The following is a 17434-nucleotide window of genomic DNA, read 5'->3' as shown; positions in this document are numbered from 1 at the left end:
ATGAAACAGACTCCGCCAATGGAACGTATAAAAAAATAAATGAAGGCGGGAGGCAATGAATAAAAAAGCAGAAAAAAAGCGTAAAGATAAGTGGGATACAGCCCATGTTTTGCTTGAACTCATTACTTCTGGCGGGGAACTCGTTATATATGGGATCCGGGCTCTTGTGCGCTGGTGGAATTAAAAACGGCTTTGTATAAAAGAGAAAAAGCCCTTTATTCAACGATTTTTGTTGAAGTGTTTTGAAAATACAGAGTTTAAAAACTTTACATGACGGTGAATATTTTCCTTTCGATTGGGTAATTATTACTAAAAGGCTAAAAAGAAAAGTCATGCAAAGGAAGTGACAGCCATGGGAATAGCAGCAGATCGGTGTATTTTTAAGCAGGAGCTCACGTTGTTGTACATGGACTATGCACGCTGCCACAACGGCGCTATTAAAAAACAAATTGCCAAAGACATTGAATTGCTTCAAAAAGCGATCGCGCTTATTTTATAGAAAAAAGCATCCGGCTTTCACCGGATGCTTTTTTATTTGCTTTTTGACTTTTTAGCAGAACTGCTTTTGCCTCCGCTGGATGATTTAGCGGAAGGAGCAATAGACAGTGCTTTGTCTGCTTTCTCAATATCGTGTGTGACCTGCTCTTCTATGTCATACGCGTGATACATTTCATTATCAATCATATACTGGGCCATTTTATCATGCAGATCAATTGCATTATCAAGTTCTCGACGCAGCAGCTGCTTCACTTCTGGCGTAGCCGTTTCTGTAATGGCTACGGCTAAGTTTCGCACACCGGCTTTAGCCGTAATAAGAAAATCAGTCGCGATGGCCAGGTCGTCGAGTACTACATCTTTTTCACTTTTTTTTGCCATCCATGCTTACCTGCCTTTCGCTGTTTGTTTTTGGTCGTCTTCGAGCACAGATTGTAAATCTTTAATCGCTTTTTTAGAAAGCTTAATATCTTCCTTCAGCAATTTTTTTAGAATTGAATCCTTGACAAGGTCAAGCATGGCGGTGCTTTTTGTCAAGCAGGCTGTTTTAAATAAAAGAACTTCATGAACTTCCAGCTTCTCATGCATTGCTAACGATTTGGCCATGCTCATCACTCCTTTTTATTTATCAGTTGCTTTTCCGTCTAAATCATGGTGAATTGCAGTCGGAGGAACAGCCGGCATCGGTTTTTGACCTTGCGGCGCTGGATCTTTTAAATAGACATAGTCACCGGTTCCATCTGGTGCACTGCCTTTTGCCCAGCGTCCTTCAGCAGATTCCGACCCTTCTGAAAGATCCCAGAACTCAAACGCGTGCGGCTGTGCTTCCAGCTCTGCTTCTGGAGGGAAGGAGGCTGGCACGGCTACGCCGTTTTTTTCTTCCAGCTCCGCAATGGCTTCCATCCATTGATATTGGTGATAGCGGTCACGGGCAAGCATTTTACGGAATACAGCCCGGACGCCTTCGTCTTTTGTCATATGGTAAAGGCGTGCAACCTGCAGGCGTCCTTGAGATTCAGCGTGCAGATTGGAGCGCATATCAGCAAGCAGGTTGCCGCTCGCTACAATATAGTTTCCGTTCCACGGCACACCGTTTGAATTAGTTGGCAGGCCGCCAAGTCCGCTCACAAGCAAGTGCTGCGGATTAATACCGCCCATAATGGCAGCGATGGCGGGGTCTTCCGCTGCTTCGGCCTGTGCCTCTGGCGATGCTCCATCTAGAAGCTGGCTGATCAGGGCGCAAAGCATTTCCACATGCCCAATTTCCTCTGTACCGATATCCATCAGCATATCCTTATACTTTTCTTCTCCCCGGCAGTTAAAGCCCTGGAACAAATATTGCATCATGACGGTCATTTCACCAAACTGGCCGCCGAGCACTTCTTGAATCTGGCGGGCAAGCAGCGGGTCTGGACGTTCTACTTTTACTTCAAACTGTAATTCTTTCTGGTGACGGAACATAAAAAAATCCTCCTTCAGCATCATAGAATGTTGTGTCTTTATTTGTCGTACCCTCCTTTCCTGCTCCAAAATCCTTAAGTCGCAAAAATAGGAAAAAAATCACTTGCATAAACAAGTAATAAATTAATTAGAATTGTATGAACATTGTGAAAGAATGGTAACCATGATAGAGTGAAAGTGTACATAAGAATTGGAGGGACTCTGCTATGCCATTGCTTCGTTTTGATGTCATCGAAGGAAGAACTGAAGAAGAGCTGAAAGGGCTGCTTGATGCGGCTCACCGGGGGATGCTCAAAGCATTTCAAGTACCAGAACGTGACCGCTATCAAATTGTTCACCAGCATCCGGCTCATGAAATGATTATTGAAGACACCGGACTTGGGTTTGAACGCTCAAAAGACGTCGTGGTAATCAGTATTGTAAGCAAGCAAAGAACAGAAGAACAAAAACAGAAGCTGTATCAGTATATTGTGGAAGAATTGCAGGAAAGCTGCGGAATCGATCCAAAAGATGTCATGATTTCTCTTTCCATCAATGGAGATGCCGATTGGAGCTTCGGATTTGGTAAAGCGCAGTTTTTAACAGGTGATCTTTAACCTGCCATCCATTTCAGATGCTTTCTGAAATGGATTTTTTAAGTGCTTTTTAAAAGCGGGTCTTGCCCTTTCTGGAGGATCGAGCCGGAAGTGGCGGGAATGACCGATCCGTATATAAATAAACAAAATCATTTATTATAAGAAGAAGTACAAACAGGCTCTTTTTTGTCAGCGCTGACAAAAAAGAGCCTGTTTTTTTAAAATAAAAAATCATTTGCAACCACATTTTTTTCCGAGTAAAATATGAAAAACTAGTGAGAGAATTCACAAATGCCGACAGAGCAGAAAAAATAAAGGGGGAAGCGGCATGACAAATGCACTGAAAAGATTGATCGAAACAGCACAGCGCCCGGAGGAAGCGGATATTATTATTCGAAACGGGACAGTGGTAGACGTTTTTTCACTTGAAACGTTTCAAGCGGATGTTGCGATCAAAGATGGCTGCATTGTCGGCATCGGCACGTATCCAAAAGGAAAAAAGATCGTAGATGCGTCGGGCAAGTATGTGATGCCGGGCTTTATCGATGGCCATATCCATATTGAATCAACGATGGTGACACCGTCGGAGTTTTCGCGGGCTCTTATTAAACACGGCGTGACGACTGTTGTAACAGACCCACATGAAATTGCCAATGTGGCGGGACGAGTTGGCATCGACTTTATGCTGGAGGATGCAGCCGGGACGGATGTTGATATTTTAATGAAGCTGCCTTCCTGTGTACCGGCAACCCCGTTTGAGCAGAACGGTGCCACGTTAACGGCGGATGACCTGCGCCCATACCTGCTTCACAAAAATGTGATCGGCCTGGCAGAAGTTATGGATTATCCTTCTGTTTTAAATGGAGATACAGGCATGCTTGCCAAAATTGAGATGACAACAGAAGCAAATTTAACTGTAGACGGTCATGCGGCGGGACTGCCGGATGCAGCGTTGAACGTTTATAGCACAGCCGGCATCCGCAACGACCACGAAGCCGTAACAGCAGAGGAGGCGGTTGCGCGTGTACGCCGGGGGATGCATGTTCTTGTACGGGAAGGTTCAGCTGCTAAAGACCTGCTTGCCCTCCTGCCGGCTATTCATGAGCGAAACAGCAGCCGGTTTTCTTTTTGTACAGATGATAAACATTTGGATGAGCTGGCTGAAGAAGGAACCGTTAATTTTGCGGCACGCCTGGCAATCGAGCATGGGCTCGATCCACTGATTGCCATTCAAATGGCGACGATCAATAATGCGGTATGCCACGGCTTGAAAAACAAAGGAGCCATTGCTCCTGGATACACAGCAGATATTTTGATCGCGGGCAGCTTGAAGACACTCGAGCCGGAAACGATTATAAAGGACGGCCGGGTGCTGGATCTAGCTGCTTCTAAAAGCCGACGTGCTGCCGTGCCAGAATCGGTTCAATCATCGCTTAATATAAAGAAGGTTACGAAAGAATCCTTGCAGATTCCGCTGAAGGACGGACAAAAAGCCATGATCATCGGCGTTGTACCGGGACGGATTATTACAAATAAAATAGAAGCCAACGTAAAAGTAGAAAATGGCTTTTTTGTGCCGGATGCAGCGCGCGATCAGCTGAAAATTGTGGTGTGTGAGCGCCACCATGCAACCGGCAGCATCGGCGCAGGTATCGTCAGCGGGCTCGGACTGAAGCGGGGTGCGATTGCGTCAACCGTCGCCCACGATTCACATAACCTTGTCGTAGCCGGAACAAATGACGAAGACATTTTGGCAGCCATTGAAGCGTCAGAGCGCATGCAGGGCGGCCTTGTCATTGTAGAAAACGGAAAGGTTCTGGCATCAGTTCCTCTTCGTGTCGGCGGCATTATGTCAGAAAAGCCGTATGAAGAAGTGATCGAGGAGCTGCACCACCTGCATGAACAGCTGTCTCTTGTAGCGGAGGAGTCACAAAATATTTTTATGATTTTATCTTTCCTGTGCCTGCCTGTTATTCCAAGCTTAAAGCTGACAGACAAAGGATTGTTTGATGTAGATGCTTTCCGTCATATTGAAGTAGGAATTCCGGAGTGACGCCATTTACAGAAGACGTCGTTCGTGTACTCAAAAGTATTCCAGAAGGTATTGTTGTCACATATGGACAGGTAGCGCGCCTGGCGGGAAGTCCCCGTGCTGCCCGCCAGGTAGTCCGCATTTTGCATTCGATGAGTGAAAAACATAATCTGCCCTGGCACCGGGTTGTAAATGCCCGGGGCGAAATAAACGTGCCGGGTGAAGAAGCAAAAGCCGAACAGCGCCGCCGTTTGAGGGAAGAAGGCGTTTCTTTTACAGAAGACGGGCGCGTCGATTGGAATAAAATAACCCAAAAAGCGGATCAGCCAAAAAAGGGCTGATCCGCTTTTTTGGCTGTTTACAAGCCTGTCCGGCAGATTCACCCTTTTTTTGGTATAGTGGAAGTGAAAAAATATGGAAGTTGAAGTTTGGCAAAAGGGGCGCAAAAACATGAAAAAAGGGTTATTCGTTTGCTTGTATGGTGTTTTATTTACCGCTTCTGTTTATCTTTACAGCCACGTTTATTCCCGGCCAGCCGTTGAAGATGCAGGGCGTCTCCTGCCTGCGCAAGTGAAAACAATTGAACAGGCGGATGGTGAACAAACGTTGAAGAAAATTGTACAGGAAGCAAACCGTGCAGGGACTCAGCTGACGATTGCAGGAATGCAGCACAGCCAGGGCGGACAGACCTACTATCCAGGAGCCGTTATGATTGATATGAAGCCTTTTAATAACGTTATTGACTTTGATCCGGAGGAAAAATGGATTACTGTTCAAAGCGGAGCGACATGGGATGATATCCAGCGGTACATCAATCCTGATGGCCTTTCCGTAAAAGTGATGCAGTCCCAAAACATTTTTACGGTTGGCGGCTCATTAAGCGTGAATGTACATGGCCGGGATATTCGGAACGAGGCCCTTATCACGACAGTAAAATCATTTCGGCTGTTAAAGCCGGACGGCACCATTATCCGCGTCAGCAGAGAGGAAAATGCAGAATGGTTTCCTTACGTGATTGGCGGCTACGGCTTATTTGGCATTATTTTAGATGTTACGCTTTCTTTGACGGAAGATGAACTGTATCAAAAAAGAACGAGAGAACTTGATTATCGAGACTACACCCGCTATTTTGGGCAGCAGGTAAAAGAAAATGAAGCGATAAAAATGCATTTGGCACGTATTTCGGTCGCCCCTTCTTCTTTTCTGCGCAGCATGTATATAACAGATTATATAAAAGCCCAAAATCAGGACATGCTGACAAGCTATAACGAGTTGAAGGAAGAGCGGATTGTGGCGCTGCCAAAGCTTTTCCTCGGCTTGTCTCGTTACAGTGAATGGGGAAAAGAAACGTTTTGGGATATTCAAAAGCAGTATATGCTTCAAGAAGATGGATCATTTGAATCGAGAAATAACGTTATGCGTTCGGAAACGGATTTTATGGACTATGAAAGCGGCGAGAGAACCGAAGTGCTGCAGGAGTACTTTATTCCGATAGGTGAATTTGCTTCTTATATCGATGATATGCGGAATCTTCTTGAAAAAAAAGATGAGTTTAACCTTTTGAACATTACCATCCGCTACGTGGAAAAAAATGATCAGGCTGTTTTGTCTTATGCAAAGGAAGACATGTTTGCACTTGTACTTTTAATCAATCAAGGAAAGTCAAAGCAGGAAGTGGAGCAATCAAAAGCGGTTATACAGGAAATGATTGATATCACCTTGAACCACCGCGGCAGCTATTATCTGCCCTATTACTCCTTTCCAACGAAGGAACAGCTGAGGAAAGCGTACCCGCTTGCTCCTGCTTTTTTTAAGAAAAAGCAGGAGATGGACCCCAAAAAGCGATTTACAAACTATTTTTATGAGGAGTACCAGCAATGAATTATCGTCGGTTTGTCACGTCTCAAAGTCTCGTTTTAATGGCAGGAAGCATGATTTTTCCATTTTATGTTCTGCTGCTGAGGAATGTCGGGGACAGCTACTCACAGTTTGGATGGGCGTACGGACTTTTTGCGTTAACGTCTGCTCTCGCTTATCCGGTTATTGGAAAAGCGGCAGACCGATTAGGAGACCGTGTCCTGCTCGTTTTTTACTCAATGGCCATGGCTGTGCTGCTGCTGTTTTTCCCGCTTGCCACAAGTGTATGGCAGGTATATGGGCTTCAAGTGTGCATGGGGGTGCTAGGTGCTGTGCAAAAAAATACTGAAAAAGCGGCTTTAGCCCGGCATGCAGACCAGAATCAAGCCGGTGCCGATATGGGCCGCTATCACTTCTGGACTTCTATTACCGCAGCCGCGGCGGTCATCATTACCGGTTACCTTGTTGATTTCTTAACGATCGCAACCATTTTCTATCTGGCATCCCTTATGTACATTATGAGCGGACTTATCATATGGAAAGAGCCGAAAACCGGCTGATCATATTAAAACCTTCTTGCTTATAGGTACAATGCCGCTGTCAGAACAAGCAGGTGAAAGATTTGATCCACAATCATTCCGAGCCAGCCTGATTCCGGTCCCCGGGCTTTCATAACGGTCCGCACTCTCCAGGCAACGAGTGTCCGGCGTTTAATGATTACATGAGTGAGGAAAATAAAAGCAATAGCCAGCGGAGAGAGGCCGCCAAACGTCAGCCAGGAAAACAGGGAAACAATGAATGTGTATAAGAAGCAATGAGCAAGCAGTGGTACCCATCTGGATACTTTGTGCCGGGCCATCCAGCTCGTTTGAAACAAATAATCACCTATTAAATGTGCCAGTAAAAGCAGATTAAAACGGCTCCATTCCTTCATCTTAGCCAACAAAATAGATTTCTGTACTCTGGTAGAAAATATGATATATTTAAAATATCATGCTATAGATTTAGGTAATAAGGACTCTTTCGTGAGGTGTATTTTTTGAAAAAGGGCGGAACGGTTCAGCCGTTTTGATCCGCATTTGGTTGACCTGTTTCTTAATAACCTGGACGTGTTTACCTCTATAAGAGAACAATTCGCAGACGCAATTTAATTTCCCGGGAAAAGGCGGGTTTACGAGGCCAAAAGAAAAAATGAAGTGGGCGTCGTCATTAAAGTCGGATTGTTTACAGGGCTGACGAACGCGGTTAATGCGAACGGCCTGTTTGATTATTTTGGGTATACTGTAAATATGGCTGCCGTATTCAGCAGCAAAGCGAAGGCGGCGATATTATAGTCAGTGCCCCGGAATGGGAACGGGGATCGTTTGCCGGGATTGTGAAGAAATTTTCATTCAGCGCGGAAAGCACGGTTAAAAAATTATCTGGCATTCAAGACAAAGTGCAAATTGTGCAGCTTACGCCTATACCAGGGGCTGGTACATGTGCAGTTTTTCAAGGCCGGATGATGGAGGGCTGAGTATGGATATTAAATTAAAAGATTACATCAGCATTTTTATTCACCAAACAGATTTGAAAATCACAAACTGTGTAAAAGAACGCCTCGCCCCATTTCAGCTCGCCCCGGAGCAAAATTTAATTATGATGCTGCTTTGGGAGCGGGACGGACGGACTCAGCAGGAGTTGTCCGAGCAGCTTGAAAAGGACAAAACAAATATTACCCGTATGGTATCAAGCCTTGAGCAAAAAGGGTTTATTAAACGGGTTACCGAAGCCGGCGACCGGCGTTCCGTACGGATTTTTCTTACTGAAACCGGCACAGCTCTTCAAGATGACGTGATACCGGTTGTTGAATCCTTTCATCGTGCTGTTACAGAAGGCATTACAGCAAAAGAGCTGGAGGAAGTACGCAGAATTTTAACAAAAATGCGGACCAATATGGAATAAAAAAGTCCGCGCCAAATAGTTGCTATAGCAACTAAGTGTGTGGTACAATCCTTTTAGTAATAAAAAGTAACAAAATAACTGGAGGAAACAAAAATGACAAACGTTTTATTTGTAAAAGCCAATTCACGCCCAGCGGATCAAGCAGTCAGCGTGCAGCTATATAATGCATTTCTAGAGGCGTACCGCGCTGAGCACCCGGCGGATACGATCACAGAATTAGATCTTTTTGCAGAAAACCTTTCGTACTACGATAACGATAAAATTAACGGCATGTTCAAATTAGCCCGTGGAATGGAATTAACCGAAGGCGAAAAAGCAGCAACAGACCTTGTTACAAAATACTTGAAGCAATTTTTGGAAGCAGACAAAGTAGTTTTCGCTTTCCCTCTTTGGAACTTCACGATTCCAGCTGTTCTTCACACATACCTTGATTACCTTGGCCAGGCGGGGCAGACGTTTAAATATACGGCAGAAGGCCCAGTCGGTCTTTTACAGGATAAAAAGGTAATGCTTTTGAATGCACGCGGCGGTGTTTATTCAGAAGGCCCAATGGCAGACCTTGAAATGTCGGCAAAATATGTACAAACTATTATGGCTTTCTGGGGCGTAGAAGATGTACAGACCATTGTCATTGAAGGACATAATCAATTCCCGGACCGTTCAGCAGAAATCATTGCAGACGGTATTAAGCTCGCAGCAGAAGCGGCGCGGACATTTTAATTCATGAAGCTGTTCCTGCCAAAGGAACAGCTAAGACTGACGACAAAGTCGTCAGTCTTTTTTTATGAAAGTTTTCAAAGCCGAAACGAGCAGAAGACTTTTCGGGAAACATCGCTTCTTAAAAAGAGCCGATAGGGGGAGACGGCCGGGCTGAGCGTACCTTAAGGCATTGCGGAAGCCTGCTCGGTGCACAAGCCTATGGGTGAAAAAATTTTCCGTAAAAAGGAAATGAAAACATTTTCTTTTTTTGAATCGCTTGCTTATTTTTTGAAAAGCTGTTATGATAAATAAGAATTATTTTTGTTCGAGAGGTACAAGTGCTGTAAAAGCTTATTGTCTTGATATTGCTTTGAGCAGGAATAGTATTATTTTGTGCAGATGCACAACGGGAGGCAACATAACATGGAACAAGGTAAAGTAAAATGGTTTAACGCAGAAAAAGGTTTCGGCTTCATCGAGCGCGAAGCTGGAGACGACGTATTCGTTCATTTCTCAGCAATTCAAGGCGAAGGCTACAAAACTCTTGACGAAGGTCAAGAAGTAACATTCGAAGTTGAACAAGGACAACGTGGTCCTCAAGCAACTAACGTACAAAAAGCATAATTTTATATAACATCGTAAAAAGGCGGCCTCTTTGAGGCTGCCTTTTTTGTTTGCTCGCTTGAGCGAAAGTTTCTGTTCCATGACGAGCAAAAGAAGCGTTCCATAAAAAAAGCCTGCCGCATAAACGGATCAGGCTTAGTTATCAAAAAAGTTTTCCGTGAAGTAAGGCTGGTTTTCGCTGTTTAGCGCAACTCCTACTCCTAAGTAGTGGAAATCACCGTTTAAAATGTTTTTTCGATGGCCGGCAGAGTTCATTAAGCCCTCGTGAGCAAAAATACTGCTGAATTGCCCATAAGCAAGGTTTTCACCGGCAGTTGTAAAGTGAATGCGGTCTTCTTCCATCCGGTCAAATGGTGACTGGCCTTCAAGGTTTGTATGATCAAAATACACATGCTGGGCCATATCCTGGCTGTGCTCCCGTGCGGTGCCACTGACCGGATCATCCCATGTGAGTATCGGCAATCCGTGCACAACCCGGGCGGCGTTCGTCACATCAAACAGCTGGTATTCAAACCCTTTGCGCAGTACCGCACTGTTTTCACCATACATGCCCTTTTTTTCTGCTTCTAGATCTTCAGCTAAAATAAGAATGGCTGTGACGGTATCCTGTTCGTGTACATCATAAAAAATGGTTACGTAGCTGTCGTCCATATGGTAGTAATCATGTTCATTTGTTTCATTTAAAATATAATACGTCAGCCCTTTACGCATTTTATCCATTGGTTCGCCAAGCTTTTCACGGACGTTTTCCTGAGGTGTATTCAAGGCAATACCGTTTTTCGAGGAAATCAAGTTGTGGTTCGTATAAAGCCCGTTCACGCGGTTTTCTTCATCATAGGACACCATCAAAAAGTTTTGATAATTTTCGTGATAAGCATACCATTCGGTTCCATACTCATTTTGAGAATGGCGTTTCGGTGCCCCGACTTCCTGCTCCACCTTTGAACGGCTGTCCCCAATTTGAATATTGTAAACGGAAAACGTCTGGGATTCCGGAGCAGCCAGCGCCGGCTGTTCAGCTCTCTCTACAGTTTCTGGCGCTATGCCCACGAGGCTTTTTACTTCGCTTGTCACTCTGTCTACAGTACCAGTTACAGCAGAACTTTCTCTTATGTCTTCCAGCTCGTCTCTAATTACATCCACAAAAGCCAAATTCACATACGGCTCGGCATATTCTTCCCACAGCGGCCGTGTATTAAAAGCCACAACAAGCAGCAATACAACAGATAATAATTTTTTCAATCATTCACACTCCGTTCTTTCTTTATTTTAACGGAAATATGTTTATTTTTCACGCAAAGCGGCAGCAGCTGAGCAGGAAGAGCGTATGGCCTAAAACGGACCCAGCTTCTTTTAAACAGTTTAACAGATGGATTCGCACCTTTGATATCGACAGAGTACATTCAAGGAAAACCATAAAGCAGAAAATAAGCTCATTTTTATTAATATAGTTTTTCCATTAGAAGAATCATTATACATAACGGGCAAAAATCATCAGGAGAAAGAGATATAGATTTACATGTGAATAAATTCACATAGTTTTTTAAGTTTTTTATGCAGAAAAATCAGATTGAAAGCGCTATGATAGAGAAAGGAAGTTTTTTATTTTAATGGAGGTAAAACAAGCATGGCATACAATAAGTTAATTCGTACGTTAATGATCGAAATTCCATCCGTTCCGGGCAGCCTTGGAAAAGTAGCAACGGCTATCGGGCTGCGTGGCGGTGATATCGGGGAAGTAGAAACGATTAAAGTAGGCCCGGCTTACACGCAGCGGAACATCACCGTGCAGATTGAACAGGAAAATCAGCTTGCAGGCATTATTGAAAGCATCAACGAACTGGAAGGATTCCGTGTGCAGGCAGTATCGGATGAGGTGCTTCGCGCCCACGAAGGCGGTAAAGTGCAGATGAAAAGCCGGGTGCCAATCCAGACACTCGCAGACTTGAGCCGCGTGTACACACCAGGGGTAGCGGACGTGTGTAAAGTGATTCAGGCGGAGCCGGAAAAAGCGAAGATTTATACAAACATCGGCAACAGTGTGGCCGTTGTCACAGACGGAACGGCCATTTTAGGACTGGGTGATATCGGCCCGGTTGCCGGCATGCCGGTGATGGAAGGGAAAGCGGCGCTTTTTGATCAATTAGTGGATATTAACGCGATTCCGATCCTGCTCGATACGAAAAACCCAGATGAAATTGTGGAGACGGTTAAGCATATCGCACCCGGCTTCAGCGGCATCCTGCTGGAAGATATCGGCTCACCGCACTGCTTTGAAGTAGAAGAGCGGCTGAAAGCAGAACTCGATATTCCGGTTATGCATGATGACCAGCACGGCACAGCGGTTGTGACACTGGCAGCTGTCATCTCGGCCTGCAAAAGTGCCGGCGTAGACTTAAAAGAAGCCACAGTCGGCCAGATCGGGCTCGGGGCAGCCGGTCTTGCGATCTGTCGCATGCTGATGGCGTACGGCGTAAAATCGGTGTACGGTGCAGACCTGTCAGAAGAAGCGAAGCAGCGGCTCGAGCAGTACGGCGGCACACCGGTTAACGACCTTGGCGAACTCATGGGCCAGTGCGACATTGTCATTGCGACAACAGGTGTGCAGGGGCTGATTAAAAAAGAATGGGTGCAGCAGGGGCAAATTATTCTGGCGCTTTCAAACCCGAATCCGGAAATTGCGCCGACAGAAGCGCTTGAAGCCGGGGCGGCTTACGCGGCAGACGGACGCTCTGTCAACAACGTACTAGGGTTCCCGGGTATTTTCAGAGGCGTATTGAATGCAAGAGCAAATGATGTCACGCACCCGATGCTCGTAGCAGCGGCAGAAGCCATTGCATCCTGCACAAAACCGGGCGATCTTGTTCCGCATCCACTAGACCGGACTGTTCATGAACGCGTAGCAACAGTGGTGGAACAAGCAGCAGCTGCGGAGAAAATTGCGGTAAAGTAACCAGTAATGGACAAGGTAAACGAAATCAAGTATGATATGACTATACAATCGAACGAAAACTCCTAAAGGGGAGTAGCTTTAGCGGATTGGTCGTCATTTCAGAGTCTTGACTCTCGGCTTTTCCGGCAGCAATAAGCTGTTAGCGAGACCTTTACCCAGCCGGTAAAGGTCTCTTTTTATGAAAAAAACCTTTACTGGCATCGGTAAGGGTTTTTTTCTATTTTATTTGTCTATACTAATTCCAAACAAAAGGGTGGAGGAACATGATTATGATGCTGCGAAAATATATGTCACTGCTGGGGATTGGCTCAGCTCAAATTGACCTCGTTCTGCCAAAGCAGACGTACAGACCTGGAGAACAAATTGAAGCCTACTTTTTAATTCAAGGAGGAACGATTGAACAGCGGATCATCCGGATCGATTGTGACTTGATGCTGGAAAACCATGCGGATGAAACAAGCAAAACGATTGAAAGCCGCACGATTCTATCCAGCCGCACCATTGCTGCGGAAGAATTAAACAAAGTGCCATTTACATTCCGGCTGCCAGAAGTCCTGCCGGTTCCAGGCCGTGATGAATCCTATCGATTTAAAACGAAGCTGACATTTGATCAAGGCGCAGAAAGCGTCGATCAGGATTGGATCAAAATTGTCGTGTAAAACAGCGCGTCCAACTAGGCGCGCTGTTTTACATGATCCCGGCTTTCTGACCACGGAAGTGAATCTTTGAAAAACAGCATACATTCCGCCAGAAGAAGCAGAATAAGAACGGGAATGCCGGATTGAACGATCAGCTGCTGTACCATCACAAACGGGGCAGGTGCATGGGTAAAATCAATATGTATAGTAAACATGTAAAATGTGCCGAATGTAAAATTACGTGCCCATTGGGAAACATGGTAGCGGCCAATCGCTTCATGAAGAGAATAAGCTTGAAGACGGGCAGCCATACGCCATAACTCAATGCTTTCAATAATGAAAAATAATAAAGCCGCCCATATCCACATCACAAGTATAACTTCACGTGTAAAAGCTCCTGAAACAATCGCTGCTATACCTGAAATAGACATGGCCCCGTGTATGATACAATTCGTATTTTTCCAGCCATCGAGAATATCTCCCCGTCGAAAACGCTGAAAGCGGATTATAACAAGAACGAGATTTAAAAAATAAAGGGACAATCCGCCGGCAATCACAAATCGGCTGAGTAACTGCAAAACCGTTGTTTGAAACAGAGTATTAAATAGTATCACAAGCGATTGTGTACTCACTGTCGATAAAAAAACGATGCCGTGAATCCGTGTGTAATACTTAGCGGAAAGGATCACCTTGTAACTTTTCAGGCATAGAACCATATAAAACGCCCAAAGTCCTGTATTCAAGAGGGCAACAGTGAAAATAACCGGCTGTAAAAAAGGGAATTGATGAAATAAAACAAGGCATAAAATCGATGTAGCGGCTACCCATGTGCCAACGGCAAAGCTCTGGACGGGATGGGTTAAATACCGCTTTCGAAAAACACCCCTCAGTGCTGCTTTCATAAAGGAAAAAATTAAAAACAGCCAAATAAAAAAAAGCACTGCATCAATCAAATAGGAAGGCAGTACGAGCGGAATATGAAGCTGGGGAAAAACCCCGATTGAGAAAATGCCAATGGCCATAATCATCGCACCATAGGACGCATCTATACGGGTTCCCCGAAACAAGGGAGATTTAATAATTAAAAGAAGCAAAAATAAAAGCAGTCCAAAGAACAACCGATACATAACAACAGTCTCCTTTTTCCTTTTTCGATCTGTTTACTAGGTTTTTAGGAAAACAAGTACCAAAAATACTTGTTTAATCATAGCAACGGAAAAAAAGAGTGTCAATACTTGATTCGAAAGGAAGTAAGAGACTCCAGCGGTACATATTCCTCTTCAATATGATGAACTTTTGCAAAGTGGTTTCCTTTTTTTAAATCTGCTACAAAGGCGTCCAGCTCTGCCGGGGAACCCTCTGCATGAACAGCGACTGCGCCATTATCAAGGTTTTTCACCCAGCCGGAAACACTATGATCGGCAGCAGTCATTTGGGCAAAATAGCGAAAACCAACTCCCTGTACTTTTCCAGAAACCGTTAAGTGACGAGCCTGTTTCATATAAACCCTCCTTTTTGCACGTTCATCTATCCAATAAAAACCCTATTCAAAAACAATGATGTTCTGTTACTTTGGCGATTATTATAATACCCGCTTTGGGCAAACAGGTAAACAAACCGCCAGACAGCAAGCAAGTAAGTAAAATCGTTTGTCAGCATATCCCTTTATTTCTTTTGCACGCAAGGGGTGCGGCTGGCTGGATAAAAGATGATAAGGCGGCGGGCCGCTTCCCTATAGGCCCTTTTTAAAAAGTGATGCTTCCTGAAAAGCCGCTTGCCTGCTTTCTAATTTTGTCTACACTTCAAGACAGGTATAACCTGTCTCTTTTCTTTGTTTCTGGAGGTTTGAACCGTTTTTCTTCGATTATTGAAACAAAAACCTTTATACTAGTACTAATAACTGGAACAAAGAGGGGTATGAGTGATGAACGGACAAAACAGGAGTGAGATTAAACCCGGCTTGAAGGTCAACGTCATTTTAAAGAAGGACCAGCGGACCGGCACTAAAACAAGCGGTACGGTCAAAGACATTTTAACAAAATCCAGTTTTCATCCGCACGGCATTAAAGTCCGTCTTGAAGATGGGCAGGTTGGACGAGTGTGTGATATTTTATGAGCTATATTGTTCATTCCATTGTCAACGTGCCGCCGGATAAGGTTGATGAAACCATTTCTATTTATCAAAACCGGTCCAAGCTTGTGGACGAGTATGAAGGCTTCGTATCTTTCGGGCTGCTTCAAAATGAAAAGCGTCCATCTGAATTAACCGTTCAGCTCGTCTGGGAATCAAAAGAGGCTTATATGAAATGGGTAACAAGCGAAGCTTTTCAAAAAGTACACGATCTAGAAAAGAATTACCCGGATCAGGAGCTCGCCTCGATCGTCCCACAAGTGCAAAAGTATCGTGTGGTGGCTACATGAATCAAAGCCGGATTGACCAGTGTATTGATGTAATTATGAATGGAATGTACCGTGATTATCCAGAGCTTGAGGAACGATTTGGTGAGTATGGGAAAGTAAAATGCCGCGAAGACAATCATCACCATTTTCACCATTTAAAAACGGCTTTTACGCTTCGAAATGGACAGTTTTTCATTGACTATGCCCATTGGCTGACGAATCTGCTCGTTTCACGTGGAATGAAAGCGGCGCATGTGATCGATAATTTTGAACGAATTTATCATGTTTTGGAAGAGGAGCGTTCAGACGAGGCGGTATTTTACCGCACGGTGTTGACAGAGGCGATAGCCGATATTGAAAGAAGGGAAGCGAAATGAACACAGAAGCAGCGCAACTAGCCCATCTGCTGCTTGATGGCGATGTGGATGCAAGCTTTGCTTTTTTATGTGATCTTCGCGAAAAAGGGTGGACGTCGGTCGATATTTACCAGTCTATCGTCGGTGGGGCGATGCAGCATATCGGGTCTCTGTGGGAACAGGATGATATCTCCGTGGCAGATGAACATTTAGCAACGGCTACGTGTGATTTTATGATTTCCCGTTTTCATGCACAAGCGAAACGAAAAACATCCAGCCGTAAAGTGATGTTTTTATGTGTAGAAGAAGAGCAGCACACGCTCGGCATGCGGATGGCATCGCTGCTGTTTGAAGAAAACGGCTGGAGAACGCGGATGATGGGGGCGAATTTACCACTTGAACACGCCGTTTCTGCTGCAGAAAAGTGGAAGCCGGACGTGATTTGTTTATCCGTCACGATTCTGTATCATGTACCGGTCTTGAAATCGTATGCAGAAGCATTGGAGTCCTTGCCGTTCCGCCCGAAAATCATTGTCGGAAGCCGTCTTTTATCCATGTATGATTTATCACCTTATTGCACGCCGAACACGCTTTTTATAACGGATTATAAAAAGTTAACTGACTGGATGAATGATCAAAGCGAGGGGAAAGCAAGTGGGGCATCTTAAGTCTATGCCGCTGCCGACTTTTCGAGTAGATCGAAAGCTGAATGTTCTTGAATGTTCCGACTCGGCACAACGCCGATTCGGGAACCAGCGGAATTTGGAATCGATCGTAGATGAAGGAAGCCAGCGGAAATTAGCAAAACTGCAAGAACAATCAACAACCATTGAACTGGCTCTGTTAACTGTTGGGTTAAAGCCCGAAGCTTTTTCAGTGTCCGTTCAATGGGACGAGCATGAAGGGTATCTGCAGTGTGTCGGGCTTGACCGCCGGCTCACCCGTTTGGAGAAAATGGTGCACCAGCAGCAGATGAGGCTTGCCGAAGCCGATTTTCAGCTTCTTGAAAAAAAAGAAGAAGCCGAAGCCGCGCTCATTAAAATGAAGGAGCGCTCTGCTCCGCTCATTGCACTGAGCAGCACGACGGCACTCATTCCAATGTTTGGCGATCTGGACTCCGCCCTGATGGAGCACACAAAAGATGTATTATCACAATGTTTTTACGACGGGAATTATGAATACCTGTACATCGATTTTACAGCAGTGGATTTGATTACACTGTCCGGTATTGAGCATTTTAACCAGCTCGTTGACATTCTGCTCTTACTTGATGCGAACATACGAATTGTAGGGGTGAAACCTGTCCACGCGCCGTTTTTAAAAAACCATCGGCACAGCGGTCTTGTTTATGCCAGCTCCATTCAAATAGAAAGCGAAAGCCTGTCGGAGAAATAAGGCTT

At 44.9% G+C, this 17434-nt stretch carries 25 protein-coding genes; 18 read left to right on the top strand and 7 right to left on the bottom strand.

Going from position 1 to position 17434, the window contains the following annotated elements:
* Positions 1 to 55 precede the first annotated feature (55 nt).
* Positions 56 to 184, top strand: coding sequence for a hypothetical protein (locus RRU94_RS24795; RefSeq protein ID WP_315693489.1), 129 nt, complete (start codon positions 56 to 58; stop codon positions 182 to 184).
* A gap of 168 nt (positions 185 to 352) precedes the next feature.
* Positions 353 to 499 (top strand): hypothetical protein, encoded by a 147-nt coding sequence (locus RRU94_RS24790; protein WP_242235207.1) that lies wholly within the window; start codon positions 353 to 355, stop codon positions 497 to 499.
* A gap of 32 nt (positions 500 to 531) precedes the next feature.
* Here the strand turns inward: RRU94_RS24790 and RRU94_RS24785 are convergent, their stop codons facing one another.
* Genes RRU94_RS24785 through RRU94_RS24775 form a run of 3 tightly spaced genes read right to left on the bottom strand, consistent with a single transcriptional unit; the run spans position 532 to position 1956 of the window.
* Positions 532 to 876, bottom strand: coding sequence for a spore coat protein (locus tag RRU94_RS24785; protein ID WP_315693488.1), 345 nt, complete (start codon positions 874 to 876; stop codon positions 532 to 534).
* 6 nt (positions 877 to 882) lie between these two features.
* Positions 883 to 1101, bottom strand: coding sequence for a spore coat protein (locus RRU94_RS24780; protein ID WP_315693486.1), 219 nt, complete (start codon positions 1099 to 1101; stop codon positions 883 to 885).
* A gap of 15 nt (positions 1102 to 1116) precedes the next feature.
* Positions 1117 to 1956, bottom strand: a complete 840-nt coding sequence (locus RRU94_RS24775) for a manganese catalase (protein WP_315693484.1) — start codon at positions 1954 to 1956, stop codon at positions 1117 to 1119.
* Between the two features lie 206 nt (positions 1957 to 2162).
* Here RRU94_RS24775 and RRU94_RS24770 point away from each other — a divergent pair, with 206 nt between their 5' ends.
* The 5 genes from RRU94_RS24770 to RRU94_RS24750 all read left to right on the top strand — a co-directional run bounded on the left by RRU94_RS24770 (position 2163) and on the right by RRU94_RS24750 (position 6980).
* The gene (locus RRU94_RS24770) at positions 2163 to 2552 is read left to right on the top strand and encodes a tautomerase family protein (protein WP_315693482.1); all 390 of its coding nucleotides are present in this window, start codon (positions 2163 to 2165) and stop codon (positions 2550 to 2552) included.
* 307 nt (positions 2553 to 2859) lie between these two features.
* Positions 2860 to 4584, top strand: coding sequence for an adenine deaminase (ade, locus tag RRU94_RS24765; protein ID WP_315693480.1), 1725 nt, complete (start codon positions 2860 to 2862; stop codon positions 4582 to 4584).
* Positions 4581 to 4904, top strand: a complete 324-nt coding sequence (locus RRU94_RS24760) for an MGMT family protein (RefSeq protein ID WP_315693478.1) — start codon at positions 4581 to 4583, stop codon at positions 4902 to 4904. The genes ade and RRU94_RS24760 overlap by 4 nt, the downstream gene beginning before the upstream one ends.
* A 109-nt stretch (positions 4905 to 5013) precedes the next feature.
* A complete protein-coding gene (locus tag RRU94_RS24755) occupies positions 5014 to 6444 on the top strand; it encodes an FAD-binding protein (RefSeq protein ID WP_315693476.1) in 1431 nt (476 codons plus the stop codon).
* On the top strand, positions 6441 to 6980 hold the full coding sequence (locus tag RRU94_RS24750; protein WP_315693474.1) for an MFS transporter: 540 nt from the start codon (positions 6441 to 6443) through the stop codon (positions 6978 to 6980). The genes RRU94_RS24755 and RRU94_RS24750 overlap by 4 nt, the downstream gene beginning before the upstream one ends.
* A gap of 20 nt (positions 6981 to 7000) precedes the next feature.
* On the opposite strand, the gene RRU94_RS24745 is transcribed toward RRU94_RS24750, so the two are convergent.
* Positions 7001 to 7354 carry a DUF3307 domain-containing protein gene (locus tag RRU94_RS24745; RefSeq protein WP_315696134.1) on the bottom strand — a complete coding sequence of 118 codons (354 nt, stop codon included), beginning with the start codon at positions 7352 to 7354 and terminating at the stop codon, positions 7001 to 7003.
* A gap of 262 nt (positions 7355 to 7616) precedes the next feature.
* Here RRU94_RS24745 and RRU94_RS24740 point away from each other — a divergent pair, with 262 nt between their 5' ends.
* The 4 genes from RRU94_RS24740 (at position 7617) to RRU94_RS24725 (ending at position 9687) form a co-directional block, all read left to right on the top strand.
* A complete protein-coding gene (locus RRU94_RS24740; protein ID WP_315693472.1) occupies positions 7617 to 7754 on the top strand; it encodes a hypothetical protein in 138 nt (45 codons plus the stop codon).
* A 184-nt stretch (positions 7755 to 7938) separates the two neighbouring features.
* On the top strand, positions 7939 to 8364 hold the full coding sequence (locus RRU94_RS24735; RefSeq protein ID WP_309090678.1) for a MarR family winged helix-turn-helix transcriptional regulator: 426 nt from the start codon (positions 7939 to 7941) through the stop codon (positions 8362 to 8364).
* 93 nt (positions 8365 to 8457) lie between these two features.
* Entirely contained in the window at positions 8458 to 9084 is a 627-nt protein-coding gene (locus tag RRU94_RS24730; protein WP_315693471.1) for an FMN-dependent NADH-azoreductase, read from the top strand.
* Positions 9085 to 9486: 402 nt separating this feature from the next.
* Positions 9487 to 9687: a cold-shock protein gene (locus RRU94_RS24725; RefSeq protein ID WP_050183275.1), complete on the top strand. Its 201-nt coding sequence runs from the start codon at positions 9487 to 9489 to the stop codon at positions 9685 to 9687.
* Positions 9688 to 9822: 135 nt separating this feature from the next.
* On the opposite strand, the gene RRU94_RS24720 is transcribed toward RRU94_RS24725, so the two are convergent.
* Positions 9823 to 10929: a CAP domain-containing protein gene (locus RRU94_RS24720; RefSeq protein ID WP_315693470.1), complete on the bottom strand. Its 1107-nt coding sequence runs from the start codon at positions 10927 to 10929 to the stop codon at positions 9823 to 9825.
* 385 nt (positions 10930 to 11314) lie between these two features.
* On the opposite strand from RRU94_RS24720, the gene RRU94_RS24715 reads away from it, so the two are divergent.
* Together RRU94_RS24715 and RRU94_RS24710 are read left to right on the top strand one after the other, a co-directional pair.
* Positions 11315 to 12640 (top strand): NAD-dependent malic enzyme, encoded by a 1326-nt coding sequence (locus tag RRU94_RS24715; RefSeq protein WP_315693469.1) that lies wholly within the window; start codon positions 11315 to 11317, stop codon positions 12638 to 12640.
* 269 nt (positions 12641 to 12909) lie between these two features.
* The gene (locus RRU94_RS24710) at positions 12910 to 13299 is read left to right on the top strand and encodes a sporulation protein (protein WP_315693468.1); all 390 of its coding nucleotides are present in this window, start codon (positions 12910 to 12912) and stop codon (positions 13297 to 13299) included.
* Positions 13300 to 13313: 14 nt separating this feature from the next.
* Here the strand turns inward: RRU94_RS24710 and RRU94_RS24705 are convergent, their stop codons facing one another.
* Both RRU94_RS24705 and RRU94_RS24700 read right to left on the bottom strand, forming a co-directional pair.
* Positions 13314 to 14405, bottom strand: coding sequence for a TDT family transporter (locus RRU94_RS24705; RefSeq protein WP_315693467.1), 1092 nt, complete (start codon positions 14403 to 14405; stop codon positions 13314 to 13316).
* Between the two features lie 101 nt (positions 14406 to 14506).
* Complete coding sequence (locus RRU94_RS24700; protein WP_315693466.1) at positions 14507 to 14779, bottom strand: acylphosphatase; 273 nt, start codon at positions 14777 to 14779, stop codon at positions 14507 to 14509.
* 423 nt (positions 14780 to 15202) lie between these two features.
* On the opposite strand from RRU94_RS24700, the gene RRU94_RS24695 reads away from it, so the two are divergent.
* Genes RRU94_RS24695 through RRU94_RS24675 form a run of 5 tightly spaced genes read left to right on the top strand, consistent with a single transcriptional unit; the run spans position 15203 to position 17429 of the window.
* Complete coding sequence (locus RRU94_RS24695) at positions 15203 to 15394, top strand: YwbE family protein (protein WP_309090662.1); 192 nt, start codon at positions 15203 to 15205, stop codon at positions 15392 to 15394.
* Positions 15391 to 15699 carry an antibiotic biosynthesis monooxygenase family protein gene (locus RRU94_RS24690; protein ID WP_315693465.1) on the top strand — a complete coding sequence of 103 codons (309 nt, stop codon included), beginning with the start codon at positions 15391 to 15393 and terminating at the stop codon, positions 15697 to 15699. Before RRU94_RS24695 ends, RRU94_RS24690 begins: the two co-directional genes overlap by 4 nt.
* Entirely contained in the window at positions 15696 to 16055 is a 360-nt protein-coding gene (locus RRU94_RS24685) for a hypothetical protein (protein ID WP_315693464.1), read from the top strand. The genes RRU94_RS24690 and RRU94_RS24685 overlap by 4 nt, the downstream gene beginning before the upstream one ends.
* Entirely contained in the window at positions 16052 to 16702 is a 651-nt protein-coding gene (locus tag RRU94_RS24680) for a cobalamin B12-binding domain-containing protein (protein WP_315693463.1), read from the top strand. The genes RRU94_RS24685 and RRU94_RS24680 overlap by 4 nt, the downstream gene beginning before the upstream one ends.
* Positions 16689 to 17429, top strand: coding sequence for an STAS domain-containing protein (locus RRU94_RS24675; protein WP_315693462.1), 741 nt, complete (start codon positions 16689 to 16691; stop codon positions 17427 to 17429). Before RRU94_RS24680 ends, RRU94_RS24675 begins: the two co-directional genes overlap by 14 nt.
* Positions 17430 to 17434: the final 5 nt, after the last annotated feature.

It is taken from the genome of Domibacillus sp. DTU_2020_1001157_1_SI_ALB_TIR_016, assembly GCF_032341995.1.
Lineage (GTDB): Bacteria > Bacillota > Bacilli > Bacillales > Domibacillaceae > Domibacillus > Domibacillus indicus_A.
The sequence above is the reverse complement of the archived record's forward strand: the minus strand, read 5'-3'. Positions and strand labels throughout refer to the sequence as shown.